Below are 23998 nucleotides of genomic sequence, written 5' to 3'. Positions count from 1 at the left end.
CGTGATCAGGCCGGCGTCGTCGTCAGGCGGGCGTCGTCGTCAGGCGGCGATGTCGAAGCGTGCGCGCCCGCCGAGCCTCGGGGCCTGCTGTGGGTCCACATATCGGGGCGGTATGAACCACACCCGCGCTCTACCCCGGCTCCCACTCCCACTCCCGTTCCCGGGAGCGTCGATGCGGATCTCCCACCCGTTGTCGTGGATGCGATGGTGACACGTCTCACACAGCAGCACCCCGTTGGAGAGATCGGTCGGCCCGCGATCGCGTCTCCACCAGCGGATGTGATGCGCCCTCGTCATCTCCGGCGGCAATCCGCACATCGCGCATCCCCCGTCACGCTCCACCAACGCCAGCCGTTGCGCCCGGGTGAACAACCGTTTCTCCCGCCCCCAATCGAGAACCTCACTGTCCCCACCGAGAACACACGGGATCACGCCACCCCCGGCCGCCATCCGCCGCGCCGCCCCGACACTGACCGGCTGATCCACACCATCCACGGTCGCCGACCCGGTCCCGGCCTCCAGATCATCCAGACCCACCCGCACGATCACCCTCGCACCCGCCACCGGAACCCGCCGCTCACACCCGAGCACATGCGCGCAGAACACCGAAAGAGCATCCGCCTGGATCATCGGAACCGTCCGCCGATCCCCATCAGGAGCGCCCGCATCGGGAGCATCCTTCCGCGCCGCGAACACCGCCGTCACGAACCCCCGGATCGCCGTCACCACCGGCGCCGCGGTCTCCACATCGAGAACCGCGTTCAGATGCACCATCCCGTCCCGCTCGAACAGCGACAACGCCCGCCTGCCACGGCGCTCGTCCTCACGCGGCTCCACCCCATCCGGGTCAAGCCACGCCTCCACCCGCACCACGAGCATGCGCACACCATCGAGCGCGAGCCCTGCCGCCTTCTCCACCAGCAGCCGCTCCCCCTCAGCAATCCGCTCCACCCCCGCCACAACCCGGCACCGATCCAGCGCCGCGATGATCACCGCCGCCGCCGGAGCCCCCAGCACCCCCACATCCAACGCCGCACTCACCAACGGATACCTCGCCGGCAGACGCGCCCCCAGAAGATCACTCCGCGGCGCCGTCGCCTCACCCACCCTGACAAGACGCGACGCCTCACCCCTCGACACCCCCGTCGCCACCGCGATCAACGTCGCCGGACTACGGAAACCCTGCTGCTTCGCCAGACTCCCCGCACCCAACTCCGCACGCGACTCCCGAGCAATACACGCCGCCACCGACACATGCACCGCATCCAACCGACGCCGCAACACCCCGATCGACGCGCTCACCACGATCAACTGCTCCCGCGACAACTCCCCCGAATCCCCCACACCCGCCCACACCTCATCCAAGCGAGACATCGCCTCATGCAACGCGGTCAAATTCGACATACTCGATTTTACCGCGACCACCACCGACATTCGAAGCTATATTCGAATAAATACCGGTGCACCGGCATCCCGAGAACACCGAGCGACGCCCGGCGGTGCCGGAGAGCGTCACTGCACGTCGGCGAACAGCCCCATGATCTCCGGGCCCATCTCGACCTGACTCAGCACGATCCCGAAGGAGCCGTCGGGATCGACCCAGAAGTCCGTCCCCTGCCCGCCCGACCAGCCGTAGCGACCCGCGTTCTCTCCCTCGGTCTGCACCGCAACGCCGAACCCCCATCCCGTGCCCTCCCAGAATCCCGGGAAGAAGCTGTCGTCGGTCTTCGCGCTCGACGGCACCTGGTCGGTGCGCATCAGCGCGAGCAGTTCGGGGTCGATGATGACGTTGCCGTCATGCCGTCCCCCTGCGGCGAGCATCCCCGCGAAAGCCGCATAGTCGGCCGCGGTCGACACGAGCTCCGAATGACTGAGGTCGAACGGAGCGGGCGCGACGGAGAAGCCCCCGGCGGCGGGCTCGATCTCGACCAGGGCGCCGTGCTCGTGACAATACGCGGCAGGCAGCCGGTACGCCTGGTCGAGGGGCACCGTGTATCCGGTATCGACCATGCCGAGCGGGGCGAAGAGGTCGCGTCGCAGATGATCTTCCAGCGAACCGTCGACCACGCGCGAGAGCAGGATCCCGAGGATCCCGAAGGAGTGGTGGTAACGCCATCCGGTGCCGGGTTCGAAGGCCAGCGGGAGCACGGCCAGCGCGTCCAGCCACTCCTGAGCGCCCATCGCGACAGGTTCCTGCCCTGCGGCCGTCCGGTTCCCGATCATCGCCTCCGCCAGCGGGGACGGCACGACCTGCACCCCGTATCCGGAGGTGTTCGTGAGCAGGTGCCGCAGCGTGATCGGCGTCGTCGCGGGTACGACGTCGTCGAGCGGGGCGTCCGGAGCGCGCAGCACCCAGCGGTCGGCGAGTTCAGGCAACCATCGCTCCACAGGGTCATCGAGCCGGAGGCGTCCCTCCTGCACGAGCCTCAGCGCCGCGACCGCGAGGATCGGCTTCGTCATCGACTGGATGCGGACGATCGCATCCGCCGGGAGATCGCCGGCCGTGACGATCTCGATGGCCCCGCCAGGAGCACCGAGCACGCCGATGATCCCCGGAGCGGTGCCCCGCGCGACGTGGTCTTCCATGATCTGCCGGAACAAGGTCGTCATGCCCTCGATTCAACCCGGCGGCAGCACCCGTGTCCACGCCTCGACGACGATCCGGCCGAGACGGGAAGAGGCCCCGGACGTCGCATCCGGGGCCCCTTCAGGTGCACGATCTCAGCGCTTGCCGACGATCTGACGGCCGACGAGATCGCGCATGATCTCGTTCGTGCCGCCGTAGATGCGGTGGACCCGGGCGTCGGTGAAGGCGCGCGCGATCGGGTACTCCATGATGTAGCCGTATCCGCCGTGCAGCTGCACGCCTGTGTCGAGCACCTCCCACTCGCGCTCGGTCGCCCAGAACTTGACCTTCGCCGCATCCTCCGCGGTGAGCGTGTTGTCCTTGTAGGCGAGCAGTGCGCGGTCGATGTACGCCCACATCGCATCGGTGGTCGCAGACATGTCGGCGAGCCGGAAGCGGGTGTTCTGGAAGTCGGCGATGCGCTCACCGAACGCCTCGCGATCCTTCGTGTAGGCGATGGTCCAGTCGAGGGCGGCCTGTGCGGCTGCGGCCGCGGCGACGCCGATCGAGAGACGCTCGAGCGGCAGGTTCAGCATCAGCTGGATGAAGCCCTGGCCCTCCTTGCCGCTGATGAGGTTCTCGTCGGGGACGAACACGTCGGTGAAGCTGAGCTCGGCCGTGTCCCAGCCGTGGAAACCCATCTTGCTGAGCTTCTTGCCCTGGTCGAAGCCCTCCATGCCCTTCTCCACGAGCAGCAGACTGAACGCGTCGGGACGGTTGCCCTCACCGGTCTTGACGAACGTGACGACCACGTCGGCCGTCGTGCCCGAGGAGATGAACGTCTTCGCACCGTTGAGGATGTAGCCGCCGTCGACCTTCTTGGCGTTGGTCTTGATGCCACGCAGATCCGAACCCGCACCCGGGTCGGTCATGGCGAGTGCGCCGAGCACCTCACCCGTGGCCATGCGGGGCAGCCACTTCTCCTTCTGCTCCTGCGTTCCCATGTGCACGAGGTAGGGCACGGCCAGGTCGTCCTGGATGCCGAAGGCCCCCGCCAGCGAACCGGCACCAGCGGCGATGACCTCTTCCATGACGATCGTGCGGAAGCGGTAGTCCTGCAGCATCCCGGCGCCACCGAACTCCTCGGGGACCGACAGGCCGATCAGACCCGCTTCGCCGGCGGCGCGCATGGTCCCCCGGTCGATCTCACCGGCGGCATCCCACCGCTCGATCGCTTCGCCTGTCACGTGGCGCTTGACGAAGTCCTTGACCAGGTCCCGGAAAGCCTCGTGATCCTCGTCGTAGATGTCGCGTTCCATGCCGTCCTCCTGAACGTCTCATGCATCGTTGCTCCGGTGATTCTATGTCGCAGAGGGGACGCGGGACAGGACGTTGTGAGAATGCATCCCATAAATCGTGACACTGGGTACCGCACTTGTCGGATGTCGCAACCGGGGCTTCCGCCCCCGATTCAGTGCGCGTAATCCGGCGCGGCAGGAAGGCCGAAGAACTCCTCGAGCGTGTGGAATCCGCCCTCGTGATAGGCCGCGGCGAGGTCGACTCCGACGTAGCGGAGATGCCACGGCTCCGGCGCATACCCCGTCACGGGGGTGCCGACCTGCTCGTAACGCACGATGAAGCCGTACTCCCAGGCATGAGCGGCGACCCAGTCGCTCTGCGCGGTCGCTCCGAAGCCGTCGAGGCCCCCGCACCCCGTGCCGCAGGCGACCACGTCGAGTGCGAGACCCGTCTGGTGCTCGCTGTGGCCGGGGCGCGCCGAGCCCGCATCCGCCTCGGCCTGTCCCTGTGATCGCACGTGGGATCCGTACGTCGTCACCTGCAGTCCGTAGGAGCGGTAGCCGTTGTTCGCGCCGAGGCGTCCCACGCCCGCGGCTGCGGCGGCATCCGCCATCCGCCCGACCGCCGCGGCCACGTCGGAGCGCACGCGCCCCGAGGGTGTCGTCATCTGCAGCGGCACGGAGTCGAGATTCGCCGGCTCGTACTCGGGCGGGTTCAGCGGCAGCGACTTGTTCACCACGACCCAGAGGCGCGCAGGATCGGTGAGCGAGACGCACGGAGCGTTCCCCGCGACGACCGCCTCGCGGAAGGCGGCACCGCCGCCGAAGCCCGCGATCGCCGCCGCATCGTCGCCGCTCGCGATCGCCTGCTGCACCGAAGGCTCGGCACAGGGGTCGGCCGCGGTCGTCGCGGCCACCCTGACCGGCGGAACCTGCATGACCGCGACCGGCACCGGCATCGGATCGGCACCTGAGGAGGACACCGGTCCGGAACCGATCGAGAGCAGGATGCCGATGGCAGTGAGGGCGACGCCGATCGGCAATGCGGGCCCGCGGATCGGGGACCGCGGAGCCGCATGCTGAGCGTGCGGCAGGAAGGGCATTGATCCATCTTCTCATTCGAAGATATGTTGCAGAGTGTCTTGCGATATCTTCGTCTTTCTGTTCGAATGGTCGAATGAGGTGGCAGGGACAAAAGCTCGGAGAGACGGACGCGGCGGCGCTGCCCGGCCTCGAAGACCGCTCGAGTGTGCTGCGCTCGGTGACCACCCCCGATTTCGCCGGCATGACGTTCCACGAGGTGCTGTCGAAGTCTGCTCTCAACCACGTCCCCGGTGCCTCGCGCATGCCGTTCGCGTGGACGATCAACCCCTACCGCGGATGCTCGCATGCCTGCGTCTACTGCTTCGCCCGCGGCACGCACGAGTACCTCGACCTCGACGGCGGGTCCGACTTCGACTCGCAGATCGTGGTGAAGGTGAACGTCGTCGAGGTGCTCGCACGAGAGCTGCGCAAAGGCAGCTGGGAGCATGAGACCGTGGCCCTGGGCACGAACACCGATCCGTATCAGCGCGCCGAGGGGCGATACAAGCTCATGCCCGGCATCATCGAGACGCTCGCGGCATCCGGCACCCCGATATCGATCCTGACCAAGGGCACGCTGATCCGCCGTGACATCCCCCTGCTCGCGAAAGCCGCCGAGCGCGTGCCGATCGACGTGCAGATGTCGATCGCGATGTACGACGACGACCTGCAGAAGGCGATCGAGCCCGGAGCCCCGACCACGCAGGCCCGGCTCGACACCGTGCGGGCTCTGGCCGACGCCGGGTTCCCCGTGACCGTGTTCCTCATGCCGATCATGCCGCACATGACCGATTCGCTCGCCGCGATCGACAGTGCCCTCGTGCGCATCAAGGAGGCGGGGGCGCGTAGCGTCATCTACGGCGCCCTGCATCTGCGACCGGGCGTCAAGCCGTGGTTCTTCCAATGGCTCGACACTCATCGTCCCGACCTCGTCTCGTCGTACCGGGGGCTGTATCCCGGGGCTTCCGCCGAGGCGCCCAAGGGATACCGGCAGTGGCTCGCCAAGCGCACCCGTCCGCTCATCCGCATGCACGGACTGGACGGCCGCCACGAAGACGACTACCCCCGGCGCGGGCTCCGACCGGGGCAGGGCCATGTGCAGACGAGTGCCGCCGCCGCGACCGCGGTGCGGTTCACCCCCAGCGCCCGAGCCGAGGCAGCGCCCGCGCAGCCGATGCTCTTCTGACCCCGCGGTCGGGCGCGCATCCCGCAGCCGCGTAGGCTCGAGGATCATGGCGATCGGTTCGACAGTCCACACATTCGAGGTGCAGCTCGCTGACACCGATCGCGGAGTCTACGAGGACTACTCGTTGCGCGTGGCCCGGCATCCGTCCGAGACCGATGCGTACATGCTCACACGCGTGCTGGCCTACGGGCTCGAGTTCGCCGAAGGCATCGCATTCGGCGGCAGCATCTCCTCGACGGAAGAGCCCGCAGTGCTCGTGCGCGACCTCACCGGCCTCGTCACCGTCTGGGTCGAGATCGGGGCGCCCGACGCCGAGCGGCTGCACTACGGCAGCAGGCTCGCCGAGCGCACCGTGGTGTACACCCACCGCGACCCCGCCAAGGTGATGGCGCCGTGGACCGACAAGCGCATCCACCGCCGCGAGGACATCCGCCTCCACAGCTTCGACCCCGGATTCATCGAGACCGCGTCAGCCCTGATCGAGCGCCGCAACACCATGACCCTCACCGTGACCGAGAACGTGATCTATCTCGACCTCAACGGCACGAACCTGACCTCCGCCGTGCACGTGCACGAGCTGTCCTGACCGACGCTCCGCGCCGCCGCGCGCGATGAGACCGCACTCGTGGCTGCCCGTCAGGCCGATCCGTTCGGAGTGAATGGACTCGCGGGACCGTGGTGACGGCGGGTATCGGGGTCGACCCAGTTGCCCGACCCGGTCATCCGGTGCCAGCGCTTGTGGAACGCGAGATCGGTACCTTCGGCTTCGACGACAGCAGCACCGCACAAATCGCAGATACGAAGCATGATGATGTCACCGTCGGCGGTCGTGATCGAGAATGACTCCGCCGGGAATACGACGCCCATCGTGCTCTCCTCTCGCGCCCGCACCGACCGTCGAGGTCAGGTTCCGAGACCCTCTCAGGGTAGCTTCGCGCGACCCGGGCCGACACTGCGACACCATCCACCGTCATCATCCCGTGGAAGGCGTCATCTCGGCACGGAACCTCGGAGCGCTCGCTTCCGAACGTTCACAACTCCGGAGAGACGACGCAGAAGGGCCCCGGGAACGTGCTTCCCGGGGCCCTTCTGCAGGATCGTCCTCGTTGTGCGCGGTCGCAGCCGGCGACCGACCGACTCAGGAGGTGAGGTCTGCCGCGGTCGGAACGCGACCGGCGATCTCCTCGATCACGTCGTCGTCGAGACGGGCGTTCTCGAACGGCGCATCGATCTCGGCGCGCTCGAGCAGCTCACTCATGCGGCGCTGACGCTGACGCGTGATCAGCGTGACGACTCGACCTGCGCGGCCGGCACGACCCGTACGGCCCGAGCGGTGCAGGTACGTCTTGTACTCGTCGGGCGCATCGGCCTGGACGACCAGATCGATATCGTCGACGTGGATGCCGCGGGCGGCGACATCCGTGGCGACGAGCACGCTCACGCGCCCCGACGTCAGACGCTCGAGGTTGCGCGTGCGCTTGGCCTGGTTCAGGTCACCGTGCAGTGAGACGGCCGGGATGCCGGCGTCGTCGAACTGCTCCGCGAGCATGTCGGCGTAGGCGCGGGTACGGGCGAACACCAACGTCTTTCCGTCGCGGTCGACGAGCGACGTGAGGATGTCGGCCTTGTCGCGGTGCTCGATCACGAGCACGCGGTGCTCGATCGTGCTGGAGTCCTGGTCTTCACCTGCGACCTCGTACACGGCCGGGTCGACGAGGAACTCGTCGACGAGTGCGGCGACCTCACGGTCGAGCGTGGCCGAGAACAGCAGCTTCTGGCTGCCGTCGGCGGTGTGACGCAGGATGCGCTGCACCGGTTCGACGAAGCCGAGCTCGCACATGTGGTCGGCCTCGTCGAGCACCGCGATGCGGCAGTCCGAGAGGTCGAGCTTGCCCTGGTTGATGAGGTCCTCGACACGACCGGGGGTGCCGATCACGATGTCGACGCCCTTCTTGAGCGCGCCCACCTGACGCCCCTGCGGCACGCCACCGTAGATCTGCGTGGTGAACAGCCCGACGCTGCGGGCGATCGGCTGGATGGTGCGGTCGATCTGCAGCGCGAGCTCACGCGTCGGAGCGAGGATGATCGCGCGCGGCGACCGCCCGAACTCACGGCGCTTGCCGGCCTGCGACTGCAGCACGCGCTCGACGAGCGGCGCGCCGAAGGCGATGGTCTTGCCGGAGCCGGTACGGCCGCGGGCGAGCACGTCGCGCCCGGCGAGGACGGCCGGGATGCTGGCAGCCTGGATCGGGAACGGCGTGGCCGCACCCATACCGACGAGGGTCTCGACGATGTTCGATCCGAGACCGAGGTCGCCGAAGGTCACACCGTCGACCTCGACCGCCGCGACGGACTTCGCCTCGAGGCGCTCGTGCACGACGTCATCGCCCGGCGTGAACTTCGCTCCGGTCGATGCAGGACGGCTGGTGGCGTTCCAGTCGTTGCGGCTCGGTCGCTCGTTGCGGGCCGGGCGCCCACGGGTGTCCGAGGTCAGCGGGCGCGGGCGCTCGGTGCGGTACGCGCCACCGGTCGACGGACGCGAACGCTCGTCGCGGCCGCCCTCGTACGAACGCTGTGTGCGGTCACGGTCGAAAGCGCGACGCGCGCGGTCGGCGTCGTATGAACGCTCGGGGCGCTCGGTGCCGCGATCGTTCGACCGGGTGCGGTCACCGGCGCGGTCATCGCGACGCGGGCGGTCGTCACGGTCGAACCGGGGACGCTCGGTGCCGCGGTCACGGTCGAACCGCGGACGCTCGGCACCACGCCGGTCGTCGCGACCCGGACGCCCGCCATCGCGGTGGTCGTTGTCACGGAAGCCCTGACGCTGGGTGCCGGCGCCGCGGTCATCGCGACGCGCACGGTCGTCGCGGTCGAACCGGGGGCGGTCGCCGCCGCGGTCGTCGCGGTAGGTGCCGGGCCCGGTCGGGCGCTGTCCGGTCTGGCGCTGTCCGCCGCGGTCGTCGCGACGCGGACGGTCGTCGAAACGGCCTCCGGCGCTGGGGCGGTCGTTGTAGCGAGGGCGCTCGGAGCGCTCGTCGTTGCGGTGGTGCGGGGCCTCGCGACGCCCGGACTCGGCGCGGTTGCGGATCCCGCGCGCCTCGTCGCGGCCGGCGCGCTCCGACGCACCCCAGCGCTGCTTGGGCGCACCCGACTCGGCTTCAGCCGGACGGTAGCCGCGGTGGCCGGCGCTGCGGCTGCCGGGGCGACGGTCGTACCCTCCCGCGGATGCAGCGGTGCGACGATCGCCGGCATCCGCTCGTCCGCCGCGCTCATCGCGTGCACCGTCACGGGCGGGGCCGCCGTTGTGACGGTCGTGGAAAGAGGTCTTCTTCGCGCCGTAGCGCGGTTCGAAGTTCGCGGACGGACGTCCGCCGCGGGGCTTCTTGTTCTTCGGCATTGCGGTGTCTTTCTGTGTTCTCGCACGAGAACAGCGCCGCGCGCACGCGCGAGCACCCTGCGCCTGGTCGAACTCGACCAGCGGGGTTCCGGACTGTCAGCGGCCGGGGCCATTCATGTGATGGTTGATTAGCGTCGAGCGACGCTCACCATCGGCCCCTGGACTCACACTTCACACACAGAAAACGTCCGCGCCAACGCGCGGGTGTCCGAAGCCGACCGCTCAAGTGTAGCCGACGCTCCTGAGAGACCGCCGACCCGATCGTGGCCGTACGATGACGAGGTGAGTACCGCTTCCCCCACCGGCGCCCAGATCAGCCTTCGACGCGGCGGGGTGACCGCACAGATCGCACAGGTCGGCGCCTCCCTGCGTTCGCTGCGCATCGACGATGTCGACCTCGTACCGCCGTATCCTCTCGAGCTGCCCACGCCGGCCTGTTCCGGCGTGGTCCTCGTCCCGTGGCCGAACCGGGTGCGCGACGGAGAGTGGGACGACGACGGCACCGCACGGAGACTCGCGATCACCGAGCCGAAGCTGAACAACGCGAGCCACGGCCTGTTGCGCTTCACCGCCTACGAGGTCTCGCACACCGAGGGCGAAGCCGTGCTGCGTGCGACCGTCGTCCCGCAGACGGGATACCCGTACCTGATCGAGACGACAGTGGAGTACGCGCTCACGCCCGACGGCATCGACGTGTCGCACACGCTCACCAACCGGTCGACCACGTCCGCGCCCGTGGCCCTCGGCACCCACCCGTTCGTGACGATCGGCGACGTGGACCCGCATGACCTCGTGCTGCGGATCCCCGCGGAGACGGCGTTCGACACCGACGACAGGATGCTCCCCACCGGCACCCGACCGGCCGATGCCGCTCTGCGCGAGGGCGTCCGACTGGGAGACGTCACCCTCGACACCGGCTTCACGGATCTCGCCCGTGATCCCGACGGACGTGTGCACCATTCGCTCACCGCGCCGGACGGTCGCCGCGTGACGCTCTGGCAGGGCGAGGGTTTCGACTACGTGCAGGTGTACACGACGCCCGCTTATCCCGGTCAGAGCCTCGCGGTCGCGATCGAGCCGATGACCGCACCGGCCGACGCCCTGAACAGCGGCCTCGGCATCCGCCGGCTCGCCCCCGATGAGACCTGGACCCTGCACTGGGGCATCACGCTGAGCTGACTCGACGCGGCTCGCCGCGAACTCCCCGACGAGAACAGAGAGCGAATGACGCCGCGCCGGCGAGTCGGATGGTGACTCGCCGGCCGCGGCGCACATGATCTCCGTTTCGGCCGGGCGACGCCGAGAAGGCGCTACTCCCCGCGCTCGCGCAGCTCGCGGCGGGTGAGCTGCGGCGCGTGCGGCAGGCCGGAGGCATCGATCAGCACCGGCTGAGCCGACGCCACGGCGGCACCGGATGCATCCGGGCCCACGGGAGCATCCGGAGCCGAGGTTCCTCCGGCATCCGTTCCTCCCGCCTTGCGCGCTGCGCGTCGCTCCTTGGCCCCCTCGACGAGGTTGTAGAGCGTGGGCAGCACGATCAGCGTCAGCACCGTCGACGAGATCAGACCGCCGATCACGACGATCGCGAGCGGCTGCGAGATGAAGCCGCCGTGACCCGTGATGCCGAGGGCCATCGGAGTGAGGGCGAGGATGGTGGCGAGTGCGGTCATCAGGATCGGTCGCAGACGCTTCTCACCACCGGCCTTCACCGCCTCGATGGTCGACAGACCCTTCTCCCGGTACTGGTTCACGAGGTCGACGAGCACGATCGCATTCGTCACCACGATGCCGATGAGCATCAGCACGCCGATCAACGATGCGACGCCGAGCGGCACACCCGTGATGATCTGCAGCAGGATCGCCCCGGTCGCCGCGAACGGCACCGAGATGAGCAGCAGCAGCGGCTGGCGCAGCGACTTGAAGGTCGCGACCATGACCACGTAGACGATCAGGATCGCCGCGAGCATCGCCAGCCCCAGCTGCGAGAACGAGTCGGCCTGCTGCGACGCGACACCGCCCACCTCGGCGGATGCACCGTCGGGCAGGTCGACCGCCGCGAGCGCGGTGTTCACGGACTGCGTGGCCGTGGCGAGGTTGTCGGACGCCGGCGGCACGGTGATCGTCGCGGTACGGCGGCCCTGCTCCGTGGTGATCGAGGTGGGTCCGTTCTGCTGCTCGACGGTCGCGATGTCCTGCAGCTGCACGATGCCGGTCGGCGTCGGGATGGTGAGCTGCTTGAGCGCGTCGACCGTGGTCGGCGGGTTCGGGGTCACGATGTAGACCGTCAGCGCGGTGTCGTCGATCTCGACGGATCCCGCCTGCTGCGGGCGCATGGTGCCCGACACGATGGCACCGACCGCGACCTCGGAGAGTCCACGCTGGGCGGCGGCTTCCCTGTCGACCACGACGGCGATGTACGGCAGCGACGCGGCGAGGTTGTCGCTCACCTGGCCGACGCCGTCCTTCCCGTCGAGTTCCTTGACCAGCGCGGTGGTCGCCGTCTGGAGGTCGTCCGAGCTCGAGGCGCTGACCGTGATCTCGATGTCGCTCGATCCGAAGCCGGCCGAGGCCGAGACCGCGACATCCCCGACATCGTCACCGAGGCCGTCGATCGCATCCTGCACATCCGCGCGGAGCTTCTCCTGATCGGCGTTCGAGTCGGTGAGCACCGAGTACGTGACGCCCGCACCGCCCGAGAAGGCGTCGCTGAGCGCCGAACCACTGGTGCCGATCGAGGCCTGTACGTGCTCGATGCCGTCGATGTCGAGCAGGGCGTCTTCGACCGCCACCGCCGCATCCGACTTGGCCTCGAGGCTCGCCGTCGGGCCGAGGTCCTGCGTGATCGTCATGGTGTTCTGGCCGGAGTCGCCGAGGAAGTTGACCTTCATCAGCGGCGCTGCGGCGAGCGTGGCGCCGAGCACGACGACCGCGAGGATCACCGTGACACCGGAGTGCTTGAGCGTCCAGCCCAGGATCGGCCGGTACTGGCGCTGCAGCCACGTCGGCGGCGCGTCCGGGTGCTCGGGGTCGATCGCATCGCCGTGCTCGTCGAGCAACGGCTTGCCCGGCTTGAGGAACCAGTAGGCGAGCACCGGCACGATCGTCAGGGCGACCAGGAGCGAGGCGACCATCGCGATCGTCACCGTCATCGCGAACGGCCGGAACAGCTCGCCGACCATGTCGCCGACGAAGACGATCGGCAGGAAGACCGCCACTGTCGTGATGGTGGACGCCGTGATCGCCATCGCGACCTCGCGCACCGCGAGGCGGATCGCATCGCCCTTGTCGGCATCGCCCACGTAGTGACGTTTGATGTTCTCGATCACGACGATGGAGTCGTCGACCACGCGACCGATCGCGATAGTGAGCGCACCGAGGGTGAGCACGTTCAGCGAGTAGCCGAACGCCTGCAGCCCGATGAAGGTGATGAGCACGCTGGTGGGGATCGAGATCGCGGTGACGAGGGTGGAGCGCACCGACATCAGGAAGACGAGGATCACGAGCACCGCGAACACCAGGCCGAGCATTCCCTCGGTGGCGAGCGTCTCGATCGACTGCACGATGAACGGCGCCTGGTCGAAGATCACGGTGAAGGTCGCGTCCGGGAAGGCGTCGCCGATCGTGTCGAGCGCGGCGATCACGCCGTTGGACACCTCCACGGTGTTCGCCGCGGGGAGCTTGGTGATGGAGATCGACAGCGCATCCTTGCCGTCGACACGGGAGATGGAGGTGACGGGGTCGGACTCCTGCACGACCGTCGCGACATCGCCGATCGTGACGTCGGTGCCGACCAGCGGAAGGGCGGCGATCTCCTCGACCGAGGTGATCTTCGCGCCCGTCTGCACCGTCAGCGTCTGACCGTTCTCGGTGATGTCGCCACCGGGGAACAGCGTGCCGTTCTGGTCGAGTGCGTCGTTGATCGCCGAGGTGCTCTGGCCGGCAGCGGCGAGCTTCGCCACGTCGGGCGTGATGCTGATGCGCTGCCCGACGCCACCCACGATCTCGGCCGCGTTGACGCCGTCGACGTCTTCGAGTTCGGGGATCGCGACCGATTCGAGCTGGGCCTGGGCGTTGTCGGCATCCTCGAATCCGGTGACGGCGACCTGGATCACCGGGAAGTCGTCGATGGAGACCGACAGCACCTGAGGGGTCACATCCTCCGGCAGCTGCGATGAAATGCGGTTGATCGCCTGCTGGATCTTCTGCTCGGCTGTGGCGAGATTCGTTCCGTAGGCGAACATCGCCTGCACGATCGAGGCGTTCGTGGTGCTGGTCGCCGTCGTCGACTCCAGACCGGGCACGCCCTGGATCGCCGCTTCGACCGGCGTGGATACGTCGTTCTCGACCACCTCGGGCGAGGCGCCGGGGTAGGTCGTCATGACGACGAGTGCCGGCAGCTCGAGCGAGGGGATGAGTTCCTGCTTGAGGTTCGTGAGCGCGAGCCCGCCGAACACCGCCGCGACGATGGTGATGAGAGCGATGAGCGCGCGGTTCTTCAGGCTCAGGATGGCGAGTTTCGACAAGGCGGTTTCCTCGGTGTCAGGGTGTGGCTGTCGCTGCGGAAGGGGTGGAGACGTCGTCTCCGAGGATCCGCGCCAGTGCGGACTCGATGAAGGACTGGGTGAGACGGTCGTCGCGGATCTGCATGCTCCACATGACGCCGTCGATGAAGATCATCGCCGCTCTGGCACGGTCTTCGCCATAGGTCGGCGTGAGCAGGTCGACGAGGCGGTCCGACAGATGGCGGGCGAGATCCCGCAGGCGGGGGTCGTGCACGGCGGCGGTGACCACGGCGCGGTCGGCCTGCACGGCATGGTGGTCGCCCATGCTCTCGAACACGAGGGCGGCGATCACGTCGGGGCTGTCACCGCGTTCGGCGAGGGTCTGCCGCACGCCGTCGAGACGTGCGTCGACCTCTTCGGCGAGCGCGCGGAAGGCCGCGGCCCTGAGGTCGTCGAGGGTGTCGAAGTACTGCGTCGTCGCCCCGAGAGGCACCCCGGCACGCGCGGCCACCATGCGGTGTGTGACGGCGTCGGCGCCCACCTCGACGATGAGCTCGGCCGTCGCGGTCACGATCTCCCGACGGCGCGCCTCAGGGTCACGTCGCCGACGCTCCCCTTGCCTCATCCCGCCCCCTTGGACATCCGTACATGTACGTTTGTACATTTCAGGATTGTGAAGATGCTGGGAACGGACCTCGCCCTCGCTCCGCACGGAGTCGTGGACCTCCAAGGTGTCGGCGGCGAACGCAGGACCGGCGGTCAGGATGATGCGGTGCTGCACCAGGGAGGCGGGCACGTACATCCCCAACCCCAGCACCGCGAGGGCGGCGGTGCACTCATACCAGTGCGGCCTCGACCTGCCCGCGCTCGAAGTAGGCGACGAGATCGGGATCCAGCGGCGGGATCTCGATCGCGGAGCCGTCACCCCGCAGCGACGCGGTGGCGAGGATGCCGGCGGCGACGGCCTCGCGGGCCGCGACGGGCGACGTCTCGGTGAGTCCGCCGTGGCGCACGAAGCGCAGGAACTCCGCGACGAGCAGGGCGTCCGCACCGTCGTGCCCCGCGTCGGGCACCTCCGGGACGATGAAGGTCTCGTCGGCCGCCGCCGCTCCGGCATGACGCCGATTCCACAGCTTGACCTCACTACCGGCGACATCGCCGAAGTTCTCGATGCGACCCTCGGTGCCGATCACGGTGTAGTTGCGCCAGTAGTCGGGCGTGAAGTGGCACTGCTGGTACGACGCGAAGATGCCGCCCTCCAGCTGCATGTTCACCATCGAGATGTCCTCGACGTCCACCACCGGGTGCAGACCGGTCAGCGCCGTCGGCGGCCAGTTGTCCATGCTGAACCAGTCGGGCATCCGCTCCCCCGCCCTGTCACGACGGTCGGTGATGTCGCCGTACACGCTCAGCGCCCCCATCGCGGAGACGCGCTCGCTGTAGGCGCCGGCGAGCCAGTGGATGATGTCGATGTCGTGAGCGCCCTTCTGCAGCAGCAGTCCGGTGGTGCGGCGACGGTCGGCGTGCCAGTCCTTGAAGTAGAAGTCGCCGCCGTGACCGACGAAGTGCCGCACCCAGACGGCCTTGACCTGACCGATGCGTCCGCTCTGGATCAGACCGCGCATCAGCGTGATCACGGGCATGTGCCGCATGTTGTGGCCGATGTAGAGCCCGGTGCCGGTGCGGCGTGCGGTCTCGAGCATCGCGTCGGCGTCGGCGAGGTCGATCGCCAGGGGCTTCTCGCAGAACACCGGCACTCCTGCTTCGAGGGCACGGATGCTGAGGGCTGCGTGCGTGTCGTCGGGGGTGAGCACCATGACGGCGTCGACGCCGGAGGCCAGCAGCTCGTCGAGAGAGTCGGTGACGAGCGCATCCGGCACGAGAGCGCGGGCGTCGTCGCGAGCGCGCGGTGCGAGATCGCACACGGCGCTGATGCGCGAGCCGTGTCCCGGGCGATGCACCTCTTCCTGGAGGGTCGAGCGCGCGCCGAAGCCGATGATGCCGATCTGGAGATCCACGATGGTCCTTCTGTGTGATGGGTCTGTGCAGGATGCCGAGGTCAACGGGCCCGCTGTGCGGGGGCGTCGAGGTCGGTCGATCCGCCGGGGAAGAGCGTCCACGCGAAGTCGTGCAGGCGCCCGGGTGTGGGGTCGGTCTCGAGGGCGCGGTCGACGATGATGCACGCCTGCCGCTCGTAGAAGTCGGTGGGACCGACGGTCGTGAGCGTGGGCGCGATCAGGCGGGCGTCCGGGGTGTTGCCCACGCCCACCACCGCGACGTCGTGCGGCACCCGGAGGCCGAGCATGTGCGCGGCGTTGATCGCGGCGATCGCAGCGAAGTCGGTGGTGGCGTACACCGCTCGCGGTCGGTTCTCCCCCGACAGCAGCTCCACCGCGGCGGTGAAGGCGCTCGCCTGGGTGTCGGCATACGTCACCGTCCAGCTCGGGTCCGGTTCGATGCCGGCGGCCGCCATCCTCTCGACGTAGGGCGTGTAGCGCGTGATCTGCGTGCCGGCGAGGCGCACGGCTCCCTCCGCGGCGATGCATCCGATCGTGGTGTGCCGCTCCAGCAGATGGTCCATCGCGATCTCGCAGCCGGGGATCGCATCCGAGCGGATCACATCGAAGCCCTCGGGTTCGAGATGTTCGGAGAACACCACGAGACGCTGACCGCGACGCACGAGGTCGTCGAGGTTCTGCCGCGCCTTGTCGTCGAGGCCCACGCCGTCGAGGTACGCCACGTCGCTCTCGACCCGGTCCAGGGCCGCGTGCCAATCACCGTCGGCGAGGATCAGCGTGGTGAGCCCGTGCTTGTTCGCCTCGGCGTTCACCGCGTCGGCGACCGCCAACGACCACGGGTCGCTCAGCATGTGCAGCGAGAGCTGCACCATGCCGCTGCGTCCGGTGCGGATCGCCCGCGCTGCACTGTTCGGGCGGTAGTTCAGCTCATCGGCTGCGGCCAGCACGCGTGCGGCCGTGGCTTCGGCGACGCCGGCGCCCGACGCCGCCCCTGCGCGTCCGGAGAACACATACGACACGGTCGCCGTCGACACCCCGGCCCGTTCGGCCACCATGCGCAGTGTCGGGCGCCGGGGCGCCTGGTGCTCGCTCTTCGCCATGTCTCAGCCCTTCGATCCGCTGAACGCGATGCCCTGGATGAACTGCCGCTGCAGGATCATGAAGGTCACCAGCATCGGCAGCGTCGCCAGCAGCGCGCCGGCCATCAGCACCGGGTAGTCGGTGCCGTGGATGCCGACCAGCTGCGAGAGCCCGACCGACAGCGGCATCTTCGCGGGGTCGGTCGTCACGATCAACGGCCAGAGCAGATCGTTCCAGGACCACAGCACGGTGAACACCACAAGTGCGATGATGCCAGGCTTCGCGAGCGGAACCATGATCCGCCAGAAGGTCTGCCACGGATTCGCTCCGTCGATGCGGGCGGCCTCTTCCAGCTCGGCGGGCATGGACATGAAGAACTGCCGCATCAGGAAGGTGCCGAAGGCGCTGAAGATGCCCGGCACGATGAGCGCCTGCAGCGTGTTGAGCCAGCCCAGCGACTGGATGATCTCGTACTGCGGCAGCAGGTACAGCTGCGACGGCACCATGAGCACCGAGAGGAACACGACGAACAGGGCGTTGCGGCCGGGGAACGGGATGCGTGCGAACGCGTAGCCCGCCATGGTACACAGCACCACCTGGCCGACCGTGCGCCCGACCGTGAGCCACACGGAGTTCAGGAACATCTGTCCGAACGGCATCGAGTCGAACACCTCGGCGAAGTTCGTGAACACCCACTCGCGCGGCAGGAACGACGGCGGCACCTGCACCGAGTCGGACAGCGTCTTGAACGAGGTCAGCAGCTGCCAGACGAACGGGAAGACCATCAGCACCGCGCCGAGGATCAGCACGAGGTGCACGATCCAGAGGCCGCGGTTCCGCGGCTTCCCCGCCCGGGTTCCGGAGCGGCCCACGGGGGCGCCGACCACGGCGCGTGTGTCGAGCGAGACGTCACTCATAGTGCACCCACTTCTTCTGCAGACGGAACTGCACGATCGTGAGGATCAGGATGATCACGAGCAGGAGGAAGGCGATGGCGGCCGCATAGCCGCGGTCGTTGTCGAGGAAGCCCGCCTCATAGAAGAGATAGACGACGGTGCGGGTGTTCGGCATCGCGGGGTTGCTGCGGCCGAGCATCATGTAGATGAGGTCGAACACCTGCAGCGCTCCGATCACGCTGATCACGCTGACGAAGAAGATCGACGGCGACAGCAGCGGGATCGTGATCGAGAAGAACTTGCGCACCGGGCCCGCGCCGTCGAGGTCGGCCGCCTCCATGATCGTGTCGGGGATGCCCTGGAGTCCGGCGAGGAAGATGACGATGTTGGTGCCGAGCCCCGCCCAGATGCCCACGACGGCGATCGCGACCAGCGCGGTGTTCGGGTCGGTGAGCCAGCTGCGGCCCTCGATCCCGACGGCACCGAGGGCCGCATTGAGCACTCCGTAGTCGCCGTTGTAGATCATGCGCCACACCAGCGCGATGGCTGCCGGCATGGTGACGACGGGGATGAAGTACAGCGTGCGGTAGGCGCTGCGCCCCTTGAGACCGGCGGTGTTCAGCAGCGCGGCGATGCCGACCGCGAGGGGAATGCCGATGAGGGCGATGATCGTGTAGATCGCGGTGTTGCGGAGGGCTCCGATCAGCTCGGGGTCCTGGAACAGGCGCGTGTAGTTCTCGATTCCCACCCACTCGGACCCGCCGAACGGGCCTGACTTGGTGAACGAGATGATGAGGGTGCGGACGGTCGGCCAGAGATAGAACGCGGCGATCCCGAGGGCGGTCGGGCCGAGGAAGACCAGCGCCCACCAGGGGGACGCTCCCGGACTCCGTCGGCGGCGGCGGGTGCCGGGGCTCTGCGGCTCCGGCACCCGCTCCGCCGTCTCGACCGCGCGCGGCGCGATGACGGTCATGCGGTCACTCCTGCTCGGCGTCCAGTGCCGCCTGCATCTGGTCGGCGAGATCCTGGAGGCCGTCCTTCGGGGACACCGCGCCCGACCACACCTGCGAGAGCACCTCGCTCTCGATGCTCGTCCAGGCGGAGGTGTTCTTCGAGGCCGGGTACGGCACGGCGTTCTCGAGCGCGTCGATGTAGACCTGAAGGTCGTACTGGGGCAGAGCGTCGACCCACGCCTGCTGCGTGCCCTCGAACGCGGGGATCACGGTGCCGGTCTCGGCCTGGATCTTCGCCGCCTGCTCTCCGGAGGCGAACTCGGCGAACGCCTTGGCCTCGGCGAGGTGTGCGCTCTTCGCGTTGGCGACGTTGCCGACACCGTGGATCACGCTCTGGTTGCCCTCTGCTCCGGCGGGGAGCGGGGCCACATCGACGCTGCCGCCGATGTCGGCGTTGTCCGCGTAGGCGATGGCCGCCCAGGATCCGTTCTGGAACATGGCGACCTTGCCGGAGAGGAAGAAGTCCTCGGGGTTGGTGTCGGTCATCTGCTGCGCCGTGGGCGAGGAGCCCGCCGCGATCAGGTCGGTCCACAGCTCGATGCCGGCGAGCGCTTCGGGCGAGCCGTATCCGCTCTTCGTCCCGTCGGCGGAGATCACCTCACCACCGGCCTGGGCGATCGAGTTGTAGAAGTTCTCCTGGCCGTACTGGCTGGCGGCGACCCCGAACTGGCCCTTCGCGGGATCGGTGAGCTGCGCGGCGGCCGCGGTGAAGTCGTCCCAGGTCCAGTCCGCGGAGGGGTACTCCACACCCGCCGCGTCGAAGAGCGCCTTGTTGTACCAGAGGGCGACGGTGTCGAAGTCCTTCGGGGCGCCGTAGAGCTTGCCGTCGTAGGTGTAGAGGTCGATGAGGCCCTGCGGATAGTCCGCGGCGTCGATGCCACCGTCATCGAGAGGAGCGAGCTGCCCGTTCGACGCGTAGAGCTGGAAGTTCGGGCCGTTCATCCAGAAGACGTCGGCCGCCGAACCGCCGGATGCCGCCGTCTGCAGCTTCGTGAAGTACTCCTTGTACGGCGTGACCTGGATGTCGATCGTGACGTTCGGGTTCTCCTTCGTGAAGGCAGCGGCGATGTCTTCCATCGCCGGTTTCTGGTTCTCGTCCCAGATGGCATAGCTGAGGGTGACCTCGCCGTCGGCGCTGCCGCCGCCCGTCGAGGAGGAGGAGCAGGCGCTGAGGGCGAGGACAGCGACCGCTGACGCGGCGAGGGCGCCGAGAGCGCGGCGGGTCGTACGGGGCATCGGTGTCTCCTTCGACAGGTGCACGAGTGCAGAAACGGATGTTAATCGTTTAGCGTTAATCGATTAGCAAGGAGAGTAGCCCGAGGGGGCCGCACCCCGCAACCCTCGATTACAGGGCTGAACCGAGGGCGAGACCGAGGCCCGCGGCGAGCAGACCGAGCAGCAGCATCCCGATCGCATTGAACGTCGACGCGGGGCGCTCGCCGTCGCGCCACAGGGCCACCGTGTCGAGCATCGCCGTGCTGAAGGTCGTGTAGCCGCCCAACAACCCGGCGCCGAGAAGGAAGGCGGCATCCGGCAGGGCGGTGGTGACCAGTCCGAGCGCGAACGAGCCCGTGAGGTTCACCAGCAGGATGCCCCAGGGGAACCGACGACCCGCGAGACGGGCGACGCCGAGATCGGCGAGGTAGCGCAGCACCGCGCCGACCCCTCCGGCGAGCGCGGCACCGAGGAACAGCAGCGGGCTCATGATGCCCGTCCCGTCCGGGGCCGGCCGAGACGCAGCCCGAGAGCTGCCGCACCGAGCCCGAGAACGAGGCTGCCCACCGCGTAGGCGGCGGCGAGAGCAGGCACGTCAGCCCACAGGGCGACAGTGCCGGTCATGAACGCGCTGTAGGTCGTGAATCCGCCGAGCACTCCGGTGCCGAGCATCAGCCGCAGGTCGGCCGATGCGGGCAGGCGGGCCGCCAGCACGCCGATCAGCAGGGCCCCGACGACGTTGGCGATGAGCACCGCGACGGGAATACCGCCCCCATCCGGGAGCGCGAGGGCGAGGCCGAGCCGTGCGGCCGTCCCCACCGTGCCGCCGGCGGCGACGAGCAGGATGCGGCGGAGGTTCACCTCCGCCACTGTAGTCGCCGAGCAGCGCGGCGTTCGCCGGATGGCAGCGGCCCCTGCGGATGTCAAGGCGGTGGATACCAGGACGCGAAGGGCGTTGACTGACGACATGAATCCCCTGTGGAAGCTCGACCGCACCCTGCCCGTCGGATCCCCCTTCGAACCCGGCGCGCACCACGACGTCGTCATCGTCGGCGCCGGGATCACCGGTCTCTCCACGGCGGTGATGCTCACCAGAGCCGGGCTCGACGTGGCCGTGATCGAGGCGGGCGAGGTCGCCGAGCTCGCGACGGGGGCCAACACGGGCAAGCTCTCCCTGCTGCAGGGTGGCCAGCTCGCGACGATCCGGCGCCATCATCCGGCTGCGCTCGTGCGCGCCTACGTCGACGCCAACCGCTCGGGCATGGAATGGCTGCTCGCATTCGCCGAGCTCGCAGGAGTCCCCTTCACACGACACACCGACCACTCGTACGCGCAGGGCCCTTCCGGCATCGACACGGTCGACGAGCAGCACTCCGCGGCTCGGGAAGCCGGATTGCCGACGCGATTGGCGTCGCCCACCTCACTCCCCGCGACCCCGTTCCCGGTGGCCGCCGCCGTGGCGCTCGACGAGCAGGTCGCGATCGACCCCGTGGCCGTTTCCCTCGCCCTCACCGAGGAGCTTCTCACCGGCGGCGGCACGCTCCACACCGGCGTTCGCGCGACGGGAACCCACGCGTTGGCCGGTCGCGTCGACACCGCGCACGGGCCGCTCTTCGCCGACCACATCGTGCTCGCGACGGGCACCCCGATCACCGACCGAGGTCTGTACTTCGCCAAGACGCGGGGGCTCCGGTCGTACTGCGTGTCCTTCCGCGTGCCGGACGGCGTTCCGGAGGGGACGTTCCTCTCGGTCGACGGACCGACGCGCTCCATCCGCCCGGTGACCGTCGCGGACGGCCCCGGTGGCGGCGCCCGACTGATCGTGGGCGGCAACGGGCACCCGGTCGGCCGATCCGGCGGCGAGAGAGCCGCGGTGGAGGACCTCGTCGCCTGGACGCAGCTGCACTTCCCCGGCGCGGAGGAGACGCACCGCTGGTCGGCGCAGGACTACGAGTCGCACGACCTGATCCCGTTCGTGGGGGCGATGCCGCGCGGCCTCGGCCGCATCCGCTTCGCGACGGGCTACGGGAAGTGGGGCTTGTCGAACGCCCCCGCCGCCGCGCAGCGCCTCACCTCCGAGATCCTGGGCACGCCCCGACGCGACCGCCCGACCTGGATCACCACGATCGGCACGCGTCTGACCGTGCCCGCCGACCTCGTTCGCGGTGCGGTCGAGGGCGGCAAGGTCGCGACGGCGCTCGCCTCCGGCTGGGTGGAGGCGGAGACCCGCCGCACGCCGGTTCCGCAACCGGCCGAGGGCCAGGGCGCGGTGGCGAATCGCGCAGGGCGCCCGGTCGCGGTCTCCACCGTCGACGGTGTGACGCGCGCCGTGAGCGCGGTGTGCACGCACCTGGGCGGCGTGCTCGCCTGGAACGACGCCGAGTGTTCGTGGGACTGCCCGCTGCACGCCTCGCGCTTCGCGCCGGACGGCACCCGCCTCGAGGGTCCGGCGCTGCGAGACCTCACTCCCCTGACGCCGGCGGACCCGGAGTGATGTCGCCGGCGGGAGGCGCGCCGTCCCACCCCTGCTGCGGCGTCTCCCCGTTCTCGCGGAACACGTACTGCGACACGAGCTTGCGCTGGCTGCTCGACCAGTCGATCGCGGGGCGACGCTGTTCCGGCGGCAGGTAGCCCAGCCGGTAGACGGCCATGAGTTCGAGATCGTCCGGCACCCGCAACAGCTGCACGATCTCGTCCCAGCGGCCCGGCACCTCCATCGGGAACGAGATGAACTGGATGCCCATGCCGAGTTCGACCGTGGTGAGCCAGACGTTCTCCATCGCCGCCCCCATGCTGAACACCGAATAGAACGACGAGAGCTGCCCCGGCCGGTACTCGCTGCGGTCGAGCATCACGCCCAGCAGCAGCGGCGACCCCGCCACGAGCTTCCGGTTCTCGGCACCGAGGGTCTTCGGCACTCCGAAGGTGTTCATGAGCGTCTGCCCGCGCTTGGTGAACACCTGGCTCGTGAACGGGCGGAGCGCGGCGGGCAGCTTGTCGAACAGCATCCCGCTGCGCTTCTCCTCCATCTCGGCCTGACTGAAGCGGAAGTACGGTTTGTACCGCTCGAAGAACGTGCCGTTCGACATCGCCTCGGTCATGCTCTCGCCCGAGATGCGGGCGATCTGCTCGATCGTTTCGCGGCTCTCGATCACCACGAATCGCCAGGGCTGGCTGTTCAGCTGCGACGGAGCGCGGCCCGCGGCTTCGAGGAGGATGCGCTGATGGTCCTCGGAGACAGGGTCGGGCAGGAATGCGCCGTTGGTGGTCTTGCGGCGGCGGATGGCATCGAGCAGTTCCATGCGTTTCACTTCCGGTCGGCGGCGGATCGCGAGAGCACCAGCCCTGCGACGATGAAGGGGGCGGCGGCGAGCGCGACCAGCGGATGCCGCCGGCTGTGCGTGCCGAGGTACGGGATGGCCGCGAGCGGCACGGCGGCGGGGAGCAGCCCGACCGCAGCGCGACGGCCACCCGTGCGCGGCCCCCGCGACCAGCCCGCCACGACGGCGACAGCCGAGGTCGCACATGTCGCGATGTAGAGCGCGTGGTGCAGCCAGCGGAAGCGGCTGGTGTCGACCAGGCGCGCGGCGACGGATGCGCCGAGTGCGCAGTTCACGGCGTAGGCCGTGGCCGCAGCGGCGAACAGCGGCGCGTTGTTCGCGCGCTCACGGCGGTGGACCATGGCATGACCCTACGCCCGCGCCTGGGCCTCAGGCTCCCCCTTGCACGCGAGTGCGCCGGTCG

At 68.9% G+C, this 23998-nt stretch carries 21 protein-coding genes; 4 read left to right on the top strand and 17 right to left on the bottom strand.

Features of this window, described 5'->3' with window-relative positions; all coding sequences use genetic code 11:
• Positions 1-39: 39 nt before the first annotated feature.
• From ABDC25_RS02645 to ABDC25_RS02630, 4 genes are all read right to left on the bottom strand, one after another.
• Positions 40-1404 (bottom strand): DUF222 domain-containing protein, encoded by a 1365-nt coding sequence (locus ABDC25_RS02645; RefSeq protein WP_347124705.1) that lies wholly within the window; start codon positions 1402-1404, stop codon positions 40-42.
• 108 nt (positions 1405-1512) lie between these two features.
• On the bottom strand, positions 1513-2610 hold the full coding sequence (locus ABDC25_RS02640) for a serine hydrolase domain-containing protein (RefSeq protein ID WP_167253748.1): 1098 nt from the start codon (positions 2608-2610) through the stop codon (positions 1513-1515).
• A gap of 111 nt (positions 2611-2721) precedes the next feature.
• A complete protein-coding gene (locus tag ABDC25_RS02635; RefSeq protein ID WP_029265285.1) occupies positions 2722-3885 on the bottom strand; it encodes an acyl-CoA dehydrogenase family protein in 1164 nt (387 codons plus the stop codon).
• Between the two features lie 152 nt (positions 3886-4037).
• Positions 4038-4967 carry a M15 family metallopeptidase gene (locus ABDC25_RS02630; RefSeq protein WP_167253744.1) on the bottom strand — a complete coding sequence of 310 codons (930 nt, stop codon included), beginning with the start codon at positions 4965-4967 and terminating at the stop codon, positions 4038-4040.
• 74 nt (positions 4968-5041) lie between these two features.
• On the opposite strand from ABDC25_RS02630, the gene ABDC25_RS02625 reads away from it, so the two are divergent.
• Both ABDC25_RS02625 and ABDC25_RS02620 read left to right on the top strand, forming a co-directional pair.
• Positions 5042-6133, top strand: coding sequence for an Rv2578c family radical SAM protein (locus ABDC25_RS02625; RefSeq protein WP_167253742.1), 1092 nt, complete (start codon positions 5042-5044; stop codon positions 6131-6133).
• Positions 6134-6179: 46 nt separating this feature from the next.
• Positions 6180-6719, top strand: a complete 540-nt coding sequence (locus tag ABDC25_RS02620) for a YaeQ family protein (RefSeq protein WP_029259835.1) — start codon at positions 6180-6182, stop codon at positions 6717-6719.
• Between the two features lie 50 nt (positions 6720-6769).
• Here ABDC25_RS02620 and ABDC25_RS02615 read toward each other — a convergent pair whose 3' ends face one another.
• Complete coding sequence (locus ABDC25_RS02615; RefSeq protein ID WP_031206749.1) at positions 6770-7000, bottom strand: hypothetical protein; 231 nt, start codon at positions 6998-7000, stop codon at positions 6770-6772.
• A 271-nt stretch (positions 7001-7271) separates the two neighbouring features.
• The gene (locus ABDC25_RS02610; protein WP_347124701.1) at positions 7272-9530 is read right to left on the bottom strand and encodes a DEAD/DEAH box helicase; all 2259 of its coding nucleotides are present in this window, start codon (positions 9528-9530) and stop codon (positions 7272-7274) included.
• 282 nt (positions 9531-9812) lie between these two features.
• On the opposite strand from ABDC25_RS02610, the gene ABDC25_RS02605 reads away from it, so the two are divergent.
• The gene (locus tag ABDC25_RS02605; RefSeq protein WP_347124699.1) at positions 9813-10709 is read left to right on the top strand and encodes an aldose 1-epimerase family protein; all 897 of its coding nucleotides are present in this window, start codon (positions 9813-9815) and stop codon (positions 10707-10709) included.
• A gap of 131 nt (positions 10710-10840) precedes the next feature.
• Here ABDC25_RS02605 and ABDC25_RS02600 read toward each other — a convergent pair whose 3' ends face one another.
• From ABDC25_RS02600 to ABDC25_RS02560, 9 genes are all read right to left on the bottom strand, one after another.
• Positions 10841-14053, bottom strand: a complete 3213-nt coding sequence (locus tag ABDC25_RS02600; RefSeq protein ID WP_029265280.1) for an efflux RND transporter permease subunit — start codon at positions 14051-14053, stop codon at positions 10841-10843.
• A 16-nt stretch (positions 14054-14069) separates the two neighbouring features.
• Positions 14070-14657, bottom strand: a complete 588-nt coding sequence (locus tag ABDC25_RS02595) for a TetR family transcriptional regulator (RefSeq protein ID WP_347124697.1) — start codon at positions 14655-14657, stop codon at positions 14070-14072.
• Positions 14658-14868: 211 nt separating this feature from the next.
• Entirely contained in the window at positions 14869-16050 is a 1182-nt protein-coding gene (locus ABDC25_RS02590) for a Gfo/Idh/MocA family oxidoreductase (protein WP_347124695.1), read from the bottom strand.
• 41 nt (positions 16051-16091) lie between these two features.
• Positions 16092-17150, bottom strand: a complete 1059-nt coding sequence (locus ABDC25_RS02585; protein ID WP_347124693.1) for a LacI family DNA-binding transcriptional regulator — start codon at positions 17148-17150, stop codon at positions 16092-16094.
• Between the two features lie 3 nt (positions 17151-17153).
• Positions 17154-18047: a carbohydrate ABC transporter permease gene (locus ABDC25_RS02580; protein WP_029265275.1), complete on the bottom strand. Its 894-nt coding sequence runs from the start codon at positions 18045-18047 to the stop codon at positions 17154-17156.
• Positions 18040-18999: a sugar ABC transporter permease gene (locus ABDC25_RS02575; RefSeq protein ID WP_347124691.1), complete on the bottom strand. Its 960-nt coding sequence runs from the start codon at positions 18997-18999 to the stop codon at positions 18040-18042. Before ABDC25_RS02575 ends, ABDC25_RS02580 begins: the two co-directional genes overlap by 8 nt.
• Before the next feature lie 4 nt (positions 19000-19003).
• Positions 19004-20275 (bottom strand): sugar ABC transporter substrate-binding protein, encoded by a 1272-nt coding sequence (locus ABDC25_RS02570; protein WP_347124689.1) that lies wholly within the window; start codon positions 20273-20275, stop codon positions 19004-19006.
• A gap of 109 nt (positions 20276-20384) precedes the next feature.
• Positions 20385-20744 (bottom strand): CrcB family protein, encoded by a 360-nt coding sequence (locus ABDC25_RS02565; RefSeq protein WP_029258389.1) that lies wholly within the window; start codon positions 20742-20744, stop codon positions 20385-20387.
• Positions 20741-21115: a CrcB family protein gene (locus ABDC25_RS02560; protein WP_036271458.1), complete on the bottom strand. Its 375-nt coding sequence runs from the start codon at positions 21113-21115 to the stop codon at positions 20741-20743. Before ABDC25_RS02560 ends, ABDC25_RS02565 begins: the two co-directional genes overlap by 4 nt.
• A 106-nt stretch (positions 21116-21221) precedes the next feature.
• Between ABDC25_RS02560 and ABDC25_RS02555 the strand changes: the two genes are divergently transcribed.
• Positions 21222-22748, top strand: coding sequence for an FAD-dependent oxidoreductase (locus ABDC25_RS02555; protein WP_167253731.1), 1527 nt, complete (start codon positions 21222-21224; stop codon positions 22746-22748).
• Here the strand turns inward: ABDC25_RS02555 and ABDC25_RS02550 are convergent.
• Positions 22717-23556 carry a nitroreductase family protein gene (locus ABDC25_RS02550; protein ID WP_029258386.1) on the bottom strand — a complete coding sequence of 280 codons (840 nt, stop codon included), beginning with the start codon at positions 23554-23556 and terminating at the stop codon, positions 22717-22719. The two genes, ABDC25_RS02555 and ABDC25_RS02550, sit on opposite strands and share 32 nt — an antisense overlap.
• 5 nt (positions 23557-23561) lie before the next feature.
• Positions 23562-23936 (bottom strand): hypothetical protein, encoded by a 375-nt coding sequence (locus ABDC25_RS02545; RefSeq protein WP_021201496.1) that lies wholly within the window; start codon positions 23934-23936, stop codon positions 23562-23564.
• Positions 23937-23998: the final 62 nt, after the last annotated feature.

Source organism: Microbacterium sp. SY138, from assembly GCF_039729145.1.
In the GTDB taxonomy this organism is placed as follows: Bacteria; Actinomycetota; Actinomycetes; order Actinomycetales; family Microbacteriaceae; genus Microbacterium; species Microbacterium maritypicum_A.
Note: the sequence above shows the minus strand (reverse complement) of the source record. Positions and strands in the feature narration are given on the sequence as shown.

Excerpts from the sequence above, each read along its gene's own strand:
- ABDC25_RS02610 (WP_347124701.1), bottom strand. The coding sequence starts at position 9,530 with ATGCCGAAGAACAAGAAGCCCCGCGGCGGACGTCCGTCCGCGAACTTC.
- ABDC25_RS02615 (WP_031206749.1), bottom strand. The coding sequence starts at position 7,000 with ATGGGCGTCGTATTCCCGGCGGAGTCATTCTCGATCACGACCGCCGAC.
- ABDC25_RS02630 (WP_167253744.1), bottom strand. The coding sequence starts at position 4,967 with ATGCCCTTCCTGCCGCACGCTCAGCATGCGGCTCCGCGGTCCCCGATC.
- ABDC25_RS02570 (WP_347124689.1), bottom strand. The coding sequence starts at position 20,275 with ATGCCCCGTACGACCCGCCGCGCTCTCGGCGCCCTCGCCGCGTCAGCG.
- ABDC25_RS02635 (WP_029265285.1), bottom strand. The coding sequence starts at position 3,885 with ATGGAACGCGACATCTACGACGAGGATCACGAGGCTTTCCGGGACCTG.
- ABDC25_RS02545 (WP_021201496.1), bottom strand. The coding sequence starts at position 23,936 with ATGGTCCACCGCCGTGAGCGCGCGAACAACGCGCCGCTGTTCGCCGCT.
- ABDC25_RS02640 (WP_167253748.1), bottom strand. The coding sequence starts at position 2,610 with ATGACGACCTTGTTCCGGCAGATCATGGAAGACCACGTCGCGCGGGGC.
- ABDC25_RS02645 (WP_347124705.1), bottom strand. The coding sequence starts at position 1,404 with ATGTCGAATTTGACCGCGTTGCATGAGGCGATGTCTCGCTTGGATGAG.
- ABDC25_RS02620 (WP_029259835.1), top strand. The coding sequence starts at position 6,180 with ATGGCGATCGGTTCGACAGTCCACACATTCGAGGTGCAGCTCGCTGAC.
- ABDC25_RS02585 (WP_347124693.1), bottom strand. The coding sequence starts at position 17,150 with ATGGCGAAGAGCGAGCACCAGGCGCCCCGGCGCCCGACACTGCGCATG.
- ABDC25_RS02550 (WP_029258386.1), bottom strand. The coding sequence starts at position 23,556 with ATGGAACTGCTCGATGCCATCCGCCGCCGCAAGACCACCAACGGCGCA.
- ABDC25_RS02565 (WP_029258389.1), bottom strand. The coding sequence starts at position 20,744 with ATGAGCCCGCTGCTGTTCCTCGGTGCCGCGCTCGCCGGAGGGGTCGGC.
- ABDC25_RS02555 (WP_167253731.1), top strand. The coding sequence starts at position 21,222 with ATGAATCCCCTGTGGAAGCTCGACCGCACCCTGCCCGTCGGATCCCCC.
- ABDC25_RS02595 (WP_347124697.1), bottom strand. The coding sequence starts at position 14,657 with ATGAGGCAAGGGGAGCGTCGGCGACGTGACCCTGAGGCGCGCCGTCGG.
- ABDC25_RS02580 (WP_029265275.1), bottom strand. The coding sequence starts at position 18,047 with ATGAGTGACGTCTCGCTCGACACACGCGCCGTGGTCGGCGCCCCCGTG.
- ABDC25_RS02625 (WP_167253742.1), top strand. The coding sequence starts at position 5,042 with ATGAGGTGGCAGGGACAAAAGCTCGGAGAGACGGACGCGGCGGCGCTG.
- ABDC25_RS02575 (WP_347124691.1), bottom strand. The coding sequence starts at position 18,999 with ATGACCGTCATCGCGCCGCGCGCGGTCGAGACGGCGGAGCGGGTGCCG.